The sequence below is a fragment of the Pseudomonas sp. MWU15-20650 genome (assembly GCF_023242475.1).
GTDB lineage: Bacteria > Pseudomonadota > Gammaproteobacteria > Pseudomonadales > Pseudomonadaceae > Aquipseudomonas.
The window spans coordinates 1-10,080 of record NZ_JALJFG010000062.1; the positions used below are offsets into that span (position 1 = coordinate 1).

The following is a 10,080-nucleotide window of genomic DNA, read 5'->3' on the forward strand; positions in this document are numbered from 1 at the left end:
TGGGGCAAGCCCCTTCCCACATGGTTTTTTGTCTGTTCAGTCGACCAGGGTGCAGGCCATGACGACCGCATCCTCGCGGCCACCCACCGCTGGGTAGTAATCGCGCCGACGGCCGATCTCGTTGAAACCATAACGCTCATAGAGCCGGAATGCCCCAGTGTTGCTATCGCGCACTTCCAGGAAGCATTCGCGCGCACTGGCGGCATACGCACGGGACATCAAGTGTTCCAGCAGCGCCAGGCCCAAACCCCGGCCCTGGTTTTCCGGCTTGACGGTGATATTCAGCAGGTGCGCTTCATCGAGGATGATCTGCACCACGCCGTGACCCACTTGCTGCTCGCCTTCGAACATCAGCCAGATCTGGTATTTGCCCAGCCCGTCGAGAAAGATCCCGCGGGTCCAGGGGTGGCTGAAGGCCGCGTATTCGATTTTCAGCACGGCGTCGAGGTCGGCCTCGGTCATCGGGCGGAAGGATAAAGCCTCACTCATCAGTTGTTTTCCAGCGCGCCATCAGCCGGCGCATGGCTTGCCAGACATCAGCCTTACGCTGTGGCTCTTCCATTAATAATTCAAGGCCCGGCAGGGCCCACACCAAGCCCAGCCCCTCAACCTGCAGTTCGCGGTACCAGGCTTCGGCGTTCGCCTCGCCGGCAAAACGCACGGCGGGCAGGCCGATCAGCCACAGGCACACGCAGGGCTCGTCCTCCAGGCGCGCCGAAACGAAACCTTGCACGAAATCCCGTGCCGCCTCGGGGCCCTGGTCCATGGTGCCACGTACCAACAGCGGCCAACGCACCGGCTCGCCGATGATTTGCGGGCTGTCGGGCAAGCCGGCGGCACGTAACATGTCCTTGAGCAGCAGATAGGCCGGGTCACGGGACTGGAAGCGCTCGCCCGTAGGCAGTTCCACCAGCAGCAGGCAACGCCCGGCCCGCAGCAATTGCAGGGCAAAACGCGGCGGCGGGATGACTGGCGCCTTGACCGCGGGTGCAGCCTCTTCGGCCACCACGGCCTTGGCGACCGGTGACGGGCGCGGCACCTCGATCTTCACCCGCTCGACCGCTGGCCGTGCTTCGCGCGGGGGTTTGGCCACCGCAACCGGTGCCGCTGCTTCCTCACCGCACGCTTCGAACGCATCAAAGGGCTCAAGCGCCTGCAGCAGCTCAGGCCGCGACGGGGCGGCAAACGGCAGTTCGGTGCGGGGCAGCCAATTGACCACCTGCATGGCAGTCAAGTAAGCGCGACGTCGGGACTCGATAAGCACAGCTCGGTCACTTGTGGATAAGTAAAGAGCGGGGATTCTACCGCTGTTCGGTAACAATCGCCCACTGCGCACTGACCGGCTGTGGATAAATCCCGCGCCTGATGCAGTACAATCGCGACTTTTAATCGCCAACCAGCCGGCCATTCCCATGATCGAACCCAAGCGCGTCCTGCGCGCCCTCGCCGAACACTGGGCCTTACTTGAGCCTCTGTGCGAACACTTCGACCAAGGCACCTTGAGCCTGGGCGAGCTGCGCGCGCAACTGGCCGCCCAACAACTGGACAGCACGCCGCAGGACATCACCAGCCTGCTGGACGTGTGGATTCGCCTGGATATCCTGGTGCCTGTCGCCAAGAGCCCGAACCGTTTCGAGCTCAACGCCCAGATCCATGACTTCCTCGCCTATCTTCGCAAGGAGCACCGGCTTGGCCTGTGCCTGGAAATCGAAGCCTACCTGCGCCACCTCGAGCGCCTGGCGGGTTATATCCAGGACGCCTTCGATATCCGTGATGGCCACGACCTGGCCCGCCAACTGCGCCTGCTCGATATGCGCGTTCGCGATGTGCTGAAAAAACTCGCCAACGACGAACAGGCCCTCGCCGCCGTGGCCGACCGCGCCAAGACCAGCGACCGGCAGATCCCGTTGCGCCAGCGTTACGCCGAGGTTCTGGCAACCTGGGACGAATACGTCGAGCCCATGATCCAGCTGGTGAACGCCGACGGCGCGTTCGAGCAAGGCGTACGCAAAGTGGAAAACGTGCTGCTGCGCATGCTGACCGAGCAGCAACGCCTCGGCCACCTGGTGGACGACGACATGCTGCTGCGCACCCACGCACGCATCCTCGAAATGCAGACCAGCGCCCAGTTGACCCTGCGCCACGCCCGCGAATTGCTGTTGCCGTTGCGCGAAGAAGCACGCCGGCACAACGCCGTGACCCGTGGCGCCGCGCTGGCCCTGTCGGCGATCCGCCGCAAGGGGCTGGACGCTGTGCCGCAGGCAGCGATGCCGATGTTTACCCGGCCGCAAAGCACCTTCCTGGGCAGTGCCAGCCAGGTCGAAGCCTATGTGTATGCCCTGGCCAACTTCGAGCCGAAACCGGCGCGTTTCCCCAAGGCGCACAAAACCCACAAGGGCGAAGCCCAGCGTGCGCCGCGTACGGTCAAGGAAATGCTCGAACGCTGCGAAGACGCACTGCCGATGCCGGACCTGATGACCTGGCTGCTGGAGCAGGAACCGGACGGCGCCACCGACGAATTGCTGTACTGGTTCTCACGCCTGTCCCGGGAAAAACGCTTCAAGCGCGAACGCCTGGAACGCCGCGACTACCACACACACGAGCATCAGGTCAGCCTGCGCTCATTCGCCCTGCTCCCGGCTGCGCCTGACGCCACCGAGAATTCTGCGAGCACACCTTATGCATCTTGATCTATCCGAACTGTCCCAACTGGCGCCGATCTTTCGCGAGCTGTTCAAGGGTTACCACGTCAGCCGCCGCGACCCGGAGCTGTACGCGCAACTGTCGAACTTCCAGGATCAGTACCGCACGCTCTTCAAGGCCCTGGGCTTTGAGTTGGTGTGCGATACGCGCGGTTTCTATTACTTTGTGCCGGATACCGCCGTGGCCGCCGCGCAGGTGAACAAGACCGCCCAGCGCCTGGCCTTGTTCACCTTCATCATCGTCGAGCATCTGGCCGACCAGGGTCGCGACCCGATTGCCGTGCTCGACGGTGGCAGCCTGGGCCGCGATGAGCTGCCGTCGCTGCTGGAAAAGTACCGCGACCTGTTTATCCAGGCCGAAGTTCAGACCCAGGAAGAACTCGAAGAAAAAATCATGCGCCGCATGACCCAGCTGGGTTTTGCCAGCGAAGACAACGGGGTTTATCGCTTCCTGCCGCCCATGCACCGCTTCCTCGATGTGTGCCTGTCGGTGCAGCAGGACCGCGACCTCGCGGCCAGTGTGCACAGCGTATTGCCGTTGCCGGCCCCCGTGATCATCGACGAAGACAGCGATGAAAAACTGCTCAAGACCGATGACCCGCTGGACTTGAGCGACTTTGCTGAAGAAAGCGAGGAAGACGCACTGGCCCGTGCGATTGCCGAAGAACAGGAGACCGACGCATGAGTAAGGAACGCTACGGCATCCGCCGCTTCGCCCTATTGAACACTGCCGGCTACAGCCTCGGTTTGTTCCCGCTGGAAGAGCCGCTGTCGGTGTACGGTGCGAACAACCTGGGTAAATCCGCGTCGATCAACGCGTTGCAGTTCCCGATTTTGGCGCGCATGTCCGACATGAGTTTCGGCAAGTACACCCTGGAACAATCGCGACGCTTCTACTTTGCCACCGACACCAGCTACATCCTGGTAGAAGTGTCCCTACCCCACGGCCCGCACGTCATCGGCGTGGTCGGCCGCGGCCCGGGCGGCGGCTTTGGTCACCAGTTCTTTGCCTATGCCGGCAAGCTGGACCTGGCGCACTACCAGAAGAACGACACCTGCCTGCGCCAGAAGGAGCTGTTCACCAACCTCGAGCGCGAGGGCCTCAAAGCCTACGAGCTCAAGCCCGATGAACTGCGGCGCTTGCTGGTAGGCGGCCATACGTCGGTGCCGCTGGACCTGACGTTGATCCCGCTGCGCTCCACCAGCGAACAGAGCCTCAAGACCTTCCGCGCGTTGTTTATCAACCTGTTGCACATGCGTGAAATCACTGCGGCCAAGCTCAAGCAATTGTTCCTGGATGCGTTCGAACACAGCCTGCGTTCCGGTAGCGTGGATTACATCGCGGCGTGCGAAGAAGCTTTCCGTGATGTGCGCCGCATGGAACAGGACTACAACTCGCTGGTGGCTGCCGGTCCGTTGGTCGAAGCATTGGCCAACGGCGTGAAACAGCGCGACATTTTGCGCGGCAAACTGCATCGCCTGTCGCCACTGCTGGATTCGCTGCTCGGTACTTGGTCTGACTACGCCAGTGCGCGCAAGGAAGAACTGACCATTCAGGCCGAGCATTACCGCAACGAGCAGGACGCGTTGCAGAACGACCAGCGTGGCGGCACCCAGGAGCTGATGCGCCTGGAGCGGGAAATCAGCGGGATCCAGCGTTGGTTGGGCGAGCTGTCGGTGCTCAAGCATCGCTTTGCCCTGGTGGATGACGTGAAGGTACTGGAGCAACAACTGCTCGCGGCCAAGGATGCTCACGATGAACTGGCGGGCGCTTTGGCGCAGTCGCGACAGTTCAGCGCCGAGGACTTGGAGGAGCGCCTGCGCGACCTGGAAAAACGCTTGAAGTCGGTCAAGCAGCAGCTGGATCACGCGGACAACAATAGCTACGCCAAGCTGCGCGAAGAGTTTTCGCAGCAGGATGTCGAGCGCCTGATGCGCCTGTTCAACAGTTCGTTGTTCAGTCTGCCATTGGGTGAACACGGCATCACGCTGGACGAGGACGGCCAGTGGGTCAAATCCCTGGAGCAGATCCTCGATGGCTTCAAGGGTGAGCACTTTGAAGTGCCAGGGCTTTCCATCGACATCTCGCACATCGAGCCACCGGCGTTGCAGGCCCTGGCAGATCGCGCGGCGTTGCGTGACCAGAAAGAGCGCCTGGAAAAAGAACTCAAGCAACTGAAAACCCAGCAGGCCGTGGCCGCTGACCGCGCGGCGAGCAAGACCCAGACCGAAGCGCTGTACCAGCAGGTACTGGATGCACAAAAGGCACTGGAAGATTTCCGCCGGACGCAGACCTTGAGTGCCGAAGAAGGTGAGAAACTGGAAAACCTGGCGCAGATGGAAGCGGCTCAGGATGAGTTGAAGCGCTCCAGTGATGCGTTCACCGAGCGCGTCCAGCAACTGTCGGCCAAGCTGCAACTGGTTGGCCGCCAGATCGGCGATATGGAAGCCAAGCAACGTACGCTGGATGACGCGTTGCGTCGTCGCCAACTGCTGCCGGCGGACTTGCCGTTCGGTACACCGTTCATGGACCCGGTCGATGACTCCATGGACAACCTGCTGCCACTGCTCAACGACTATCAGGACAGCTGGCAAGGTCTGCTGCGTGCCGATGGCCAGATTGAAGCACTCTACGCCCAGGTCCGCCTCAAGGGTGTGGCCAAGTTCGACAGTGAAGATGACGTGGAGCGTCGCCTGCAACTGCTGATCAACGCCTATGCGCACCGGACTGATGAGGCGCTGACACTCGGCAAGGCACGCCGTGCGGCGGTCACCGATATCGCGCGCACCTTGCGCAATATCCGCAGCGACTATGACAGCCTGGAACACCAGTTGGCCTTGTTCAACCGCGAGATCAACAAGCGCCAGGTGTCCAACCTGCAAAGCTTCCGCATCGTGCTGGCACCGAACAAGGAAGCCCTCAAGCATATCGACCAGATCATCCACAGTGCCGGTCAGTATGAAGAAGGCGAAACCCTGTCGGTGTTCGACCTCAGCCAGAGCGCCGAGCAGGACAACAAGAACGAAGAGGCCAAGGAATACCTGGCTCGCCTGGTCGCGGCCAACCATAACCAGTTGGGCCTCAAGGACTTGTTCGAGCTGGCGTTCGAGATCACCAAGGTGCACGGCCAGCCGGTGATTCATACCGACATCGATGGTGCTGCCTCCAACGGCACCACCATGACCATCAAGGCGCTGACCAACATGTACTTGTTGCTGCACCTGATGGATCGCGATCAAGCCGGTCGCGTACGCTTGCCGTACTACCTCGATGAAGCCGCGGATATCGACGAGAAGAACCAGGCGGCGCTGCTCGAAACCAGCTTGCAACTGGGCTTCGTGCCGATTCTGGCCAGTGTGAAACCGCAAGTGTCCGCCCAGGTGGCGATCGACCTGGAAGGCGGCAGCGGACCGAATGGGATCTACATTGATGAGGCGGACTGGAAGTACATCCGCCGCCACGATGTGGTGAAGGCAACGGTGAATGTGTTGGCGGACGAGCCGGAGCTGGATGAGGTCTGACGCACGGCCCTGAAAGGCAAAAAGGCCGCGATCCTATGGATCGCGGCCTTTTTTGTGCAGCTTATTTACCGAGGGGAATTTTCGGTGCCCAGGTCAGCCATTCGTCTTCGAACTTGTCGAACAACGGGAAAGTTTGCTGCGGCCGTGCGGCGTTGCCCATGCGCTCACCGTCTGGCGTGGCAAACGCGATTCCACCGGCTACCAGTGTTTCCAAGGACTCGGTGCGCACTGTCGCGCCTTTGAACAAGCCGAAGTCGAGCCCGAAGCCACTGGTATTCCAGAAGCGGCTGCCACTGCGTACCAGGGGCGCGTACTTAGGCTCGATCAGGATGTGGATCAACACGCGGTCGGCGGTCTGGCCCAACTCGTAGCCCGTCACCTTGCCAACGGTGACTTCGCGGTAAGTGACCGGCACACCGTCCTTCAGCGAACCACGGCGGGCGGCGCTCAGCACCAGGCTAAGGCCCGCTTCCTGGTGAGCCGCTTCCGGTGGCTGGTCCAGGGCGACGAAGCTCTTTTGAGGGCCTGCGTTTTTGACCGCCGGCTGGACTTCGATGTATTGGCCGGTGACCAGGGTTTCCAGGTTCGAGGTTTTCATCAAGCCCAGCTCAGGCTTGACGACCCAGAACTGGCTACCCGAACGGGCGATCCGGTCCGCCACTTGGGTGATACGCGCGCCGAGCAATACCGACTGCATATCAGCGCTAAGGTCGACACTTTCAATCTTGCCGACATCCAGGCCCTTGTAGCGTACCGGCGTACCAGGACGCAGACCGTCGGCGCGGTCAACCTTGATAGTCACCAGGGTGCCATGTTGGTTGGCGGCCTCGCGATCGGCGAACAAACGGAAACGCGGGATACGTTTTTTCAGCGGAACGTTGGGCTCTGGGGTTTCGAAAGCAATGCCGCCGGCCATCAGGCTGGCCAGGGATTCGCTTTTCACCTGGATGCCCCCCGTGAGGCCGCCGGTCAGGGTGACGCCGCTGGCATTCCAGAAACGCGTCGAACCGTTGACCAGGTTTTCATATTCCTTCTCGATATGAACGCCGATCACCAATTGCTTATTCTTTCGCGAAAACTGGTAGCTCTGCACCGAGCCGACCTTGACCTGTTTGTAGAGGATCGGGCTGCCCACATCCAGCGAACCGAGGTTATCGGTGAACAGCACCATATGCAGGCCGGGGGAGCGCAGGTCCAGCGGGGGCGCCTTGGCACGGGCGACGTATTCCCGTTGGGGGGCCGTGCCTTTATCGCCGGGGCGAATGGCGATGTAGTTACCTTTGACGAGCGCTTCCAGGCCGGTAATACCTGCCAGGGAGATAGACGGCTTGACCACCCAGAACTGCGTGTCCTGGACCAGGTAGTCTTCGGCCAATGGGTCGAGGGTCAGTTCGGCGTTGGCGCTGGACAGGTCCGCGTCTATTTTCAAGGTTTTCAGGCTGCCGACCTGGATACCTTTGTACATGACTGGGGTACGCCCGGCCTGCAAGCCTTCGAAGTCGGTAAGCTTGACCTTGACCTTGATGCCCGCTGCGGCGGCGTCGAAATCTTCGTAAAGACGGAACGGCAGGCTCGGGTCGGTGGGCGGGCTGTCTTTGCGGTTCTCCGGCGTGGCGAAGGCGATACCGCCGGCGACGATGCTGGAAAGGGACTCGCTGCGCACTTTCACACCGGAAAGGTTGGCGTCAATGCTGATGCCACTGGCGTTCCAGAAGCGCGTATGTTTGCGTACCAGGTGGGCGTAGGTCGGTTCGATGTAGACCTTGATCTCGACGGTGCTCTGGTCTTCGGACAGCAGGTAGCTTTTGACCTGGCCAACCTGGATCTGTTTATAGAACACCGGGCTGCCACGGTTAAGCGAGCCCAGGCGGTCGGCCTTGAGCGTCAGGTGCAGGCCGGGCTTGGCGTCGGACAACGGCGGTTCTTCGGAGAGCGCCTTGAATTTGCGCGTGGGCTCACCATCACCTGGGCTGGCGGCGATGTAGTTACCCGACACCAGGGTTTCCAGACCCGTGATACCGGCAAGGCTGACGCTCGGTTTAACCAGCCAGAAACGCGTGTTGGTCTTGAGGTATTGCTCAACGTCCTTGTTCATCTCGATGGTGGCAATCACTCCGCGATTGCTGCCCTCGTCATCCAGCGCCAAGGCTTTGACCTTACCCACGGTCATGCCTTTGTAGACCACTTCGGTCTTGTTGACCTGGATGCCTTCGCCGCTCTCGAAGCGAACCTGGATCTCAATGCCTTGTTGGGAATAGGCACGCCACCCCAACCAACCGCCGATGATCAGGGCAATCAGGGGCAACACCCAAATGGCCGACCAGTTGGAGGCTGGGCGGGTTTTAGCTTTAGGCAAATCACTCATGGTCGTCGTCCGACTCCGTGTTATCCCAAATCAGTCGGGGATCAAAAGTTACTGCGGCAAGCATCGTCAAGATGACCACACTGGCGAACGCCGCAGCGCCGAGGTTGGCCTCGACACTGGCAAGTCGCCCAAAGTTTACGACCGCTACCAGGATGGCAATCACGAAGATATCCAGCATGGACCAGCGGCCAATGAATTCGATAAAGCGATACATCACAATGCGTTGCTGCGCGGACAGCGGTTGATGACGCTGCACCGAGAACAACAGCAGGCCAATACCCACCAACTTGAACGTCGGTACCAGGATGCTGGCGATGAACACCACGGCGGCAATGGGAAACATCCCGTGCTGCACCAGTTGGATCACACCGGCCATGATGGTACTCGGGTCGCCTTGACCGAGAGAGTTGATGGTCATAATGGGTAACAGGTTGGCGGGGATGTACAAGATCGCCGCGGTAATCAGTAATGCCCAGGTGCGAGTGAGGCTATTGGGGCGACGCGCATGGATCAACGCGCCGCAACGGGTACAGAGTTGCTCATCGGTATCTGCTTCTTGCTTGTTCAACTCATGGCATTCGGTACAAATCAAAATGCCTGCATCAATCGCCCGCATGGTCATCTTCTCCCGACAGTGCTCGCCAGATCTGGTGGGGAGACATCACCACTTCAAGCAGAACTTGAACCATTAATAGACTGACGAAGCAGACCAGACCCAGGCCGACCGTGATAGAGGCCAAGTCAGCGAGCTTTACGATCGCTACCAGCACGCCCATCAAATAGACCTCCAACATCCCCCAATCTTTCATGTGGTGGTAGATGCGGTACAGCAGCAACCCATAACTACGACCGATCTTCCAACGAATGCTGAGCAGCACCGCCAATTGGCAGAGTAGCTTGAGTAAGGGAATGCCCATGCTGCACAGGAACACCACTACGGCAACGCCTTGCATGCCAGTGTCGAACAGGCCGACAACGCCACTCCATACCGTGTCCTCGGAGGTCTGCCCGAGTAGATTGAGCTGCATGATGGGCAAAAAGTTCGCGGGGATATACAGCAGTAGTGCAGCGAGCACTAAGGCGAGGCTCCGCTCAACGACATTGTGACGATGAGCGTACAGCTCGTAACCGCAACGTGGGCATTGAGCCTTTTCGCCGGGGGCGAGTGCTGGCTTGCGCATCAGCAAGTCGCATTCATGGCAGGCCACCAGGTCGTCCAGCGGTAAATCCGACACCCTGAGGGCATCAACCGGGTCGGGCATAGATAGGGCTCGAACTCTAAAAAGGTTAGGAGCCTATTCTAATGGCCTGGTTCAGAAATAACTGTGCAAATTTGTCGGGGGCTTGGGTGGTGATCCAAGGGATGTAGGGCGACGAGCGTTTCAGGTTTATGCGCTAGGGCTGCCGTAAAGCAAGGTCGAACCGATAGCGGTTACTTAAGAGGGGCTGATCCAGGTAGTGACTAACCTGCCTTGGCTTTTCGAGCGCCCA

8 protein-coding genes are annotated in these 10,080 nt (G+C 60.2%); 3 read left to right on the forward strand and 5 right to left on the reverse strand.

Going from position 1 to position 10,080, the window contains the following annotated elements; translation table 11 throughout:
• Nucleotides 1-36: 36 nt before the first annotated feature.
• Both rimI and M5B43_RS26840 read right to left on the reverse strand, forming a co-directional pair.
• A complete protein-coding gene (rimI, locus tag M5B43_RS26835; RefSeq protein WP_005784514.1) occupies nucleotides 37-489 on the reverse strand; it encodes a ribosomal protein S18-alanine N-acetyltransferase in 453 nt (150 codons plus the stop codon).
• Nucleotides 482-1,225 carry an energy transducer TonB gene (locus M5B43_RS26840; protein ID WP_248752904.1) on the reverse strand — a complete coding sequence of 248 codons (744 nt, stop codon included), beginning with the start codon at nucleotides 1,223-1,225 and terminating at the stop codon, nucleotides 482-484. Before M5B43_RS26840 ends, rimI begins: the two co-directional genes overlap by 8 nt.
• A gap of 187 nt (nucleotides 1,226-1,412) precedes the next feature.
• On the opposite strand from M5B43_RS26840, the gene mksB reads away from it, so the two are divergent.
• Genes mksB through mksF form a run of 3 tightly spaced genes read left to right on the forward strand, consistent with a single transcriptional unit; the run spans nucleotide 1,413 to nucleotide 6,224 of the window.
• Complete coding sequence (gene mksB, locus M5B43_RS26845) at nucleotides 1,413-2,690, forward strand: Mks condensin complex protein MksB (protein ID WP_248752899.1); 1,278 nt, start codon at nucleotides 1,413-1,415, stop codon at nucleotides 2,688-2,690.
• Nucleotides 2,680-3,387 (forward strand): Mks condensin complex protein MksE, encoded by a 708-nt coding sequence (gene mksE, locus M5B43_RS26850; protein ID WP_159954012.1) that lies wholly within the window; start codon nucleotides 2,680-2,682, stop codon nucleotides 3,385-3,387. Before mksB ends, mksE begins: the two co-directional genes overlap by 11 nt.
• Entirely contained in the window at nucleotides 3,384-6,224 is a 2,841-nt protein-coding gene (gene mksF, locus M5B43_RS26855; RefSeq protein ID WP_248752900.1) for an Mks condensin complex protein MksF, read from the forward strand. Before mksE ends, mksF begins: the two co-directional genes overlap by 4 nt.
• 61 nt (nucleotides 6,225-6,285) lie before the next feature.
• Here mksF and M5B43_RS26860 read toward each other — a convergent pair whose 3' ends face one another.
• Genes M5B43_RS26860 through M5B43_RS26870 form a run of 3 tightly spaced genes read right to left on the reverse strand, consistent with a single transcriptional unit; the run spans nucleotide 6,286 to nucleotide 9,851 of the window.
• Nucleotides 6,286-8,589: an MlaD family protein gene (locus tag M5B43_RS26860; RefSeq protein WP_248752901.1), complete on the reverse strand. Its 2,304-nt coding sequence runs from the start codon at nucleotides 8,587-8,589 to the stop codon at nucleotides 6,286-6,288.
• Complete coding sequence (locus M5B43_RS26865) at nucleotides 8,582-9,205, reverse strand: paraquat-inducible protein A (RefSeq protein ID WP_248752902.1); 624 nt, start codon at nucleotides 9,203-9,205, stop codon at nucleotides 8,582-8,584. Before M5B43_RS26865 ends, M5B43_RS26860 begins: the two co-directional genes overlap by 8 nt.
• On the reverse strand, nucleotides 9,192-9,851 hold the full coding sequence (locus tag M5B43_RS26870) for a paraquat-inducible protein A (RefSeq protein ID WP_248752903.1): 660 nt from the start codon (nucleotides 9,849-9,851) through the stop codon (nucleotides 9,192-9,194). The genes M5B43_RS26865 and M5B43_RS26870 overlap by 14 nt, the downstream gene beginning before the upstream one ends.
• Nucleotides 9,852-10,080: the final 229 nt, after the last annotated feature.

What these genes read in the sequence shown, in the direction of transcription:
- M5B43_RS26840 (WP_248752904.1), bottom strand. Translation starts at nt 1,225, where the DNA reads ATGCAGGTGGTCAATTGGCTGCCCCGCACCGAACTGCCGTTTGCCGCC.
- mksF (WP_248752900.1), top strand. Translation starts at nt 3,384, where the DNA reads ATGAGTAAGGAACGCTACGGCATCCGCCGCTTCGCCCTATTGAACACT.
- mksE (WP_159954012.1), top strand. Translation starts at nt 2,680, where the DNA reads ATGCATCTTGATCTATCCGAACTGTCCCAACTGGCGCCGATCTTTCGC.
- mksB (WP_248752899.1), top strand. Translation starts at nt 1,413, where the DNA reads ATGATCGAACCCAAGCGCGTCCTGCGCGCCCTCGCCGAACACTGGGCC.
- rimI (WP_005784514.1), bottom strand. Translation starts at nt 489, where the DNA reads ATGAGTGAGGCTTTATCCTTCCGCCCGATGACCGAGGCCGACCTCGAC.
- M5B43_RS26860 (WP_248752901.1), bottom strand. Translation starts at nt 8,589, where the DNA reads ATGAGTGATTTGCCTAAAGCTAAAACCCGCCCAGCCTCCAACTGGTCG.
- M5B43_RS26870 (WP_248752903.1), bottom strand. Translation starts at nt 9,851, where the DNA reads ATGCCCGACCCGGTTGATGCCCTCAGGGTGTCGGATTTACCGCTGGAC.
- M5B43_RS26865 (WP_248752902.1), bottom strand. Translation starts at nt 9,205, where the DNA reads ATGCGGGCGATTGATGCAGGCATTTTGATTTGTACCGAATGCCATGAG.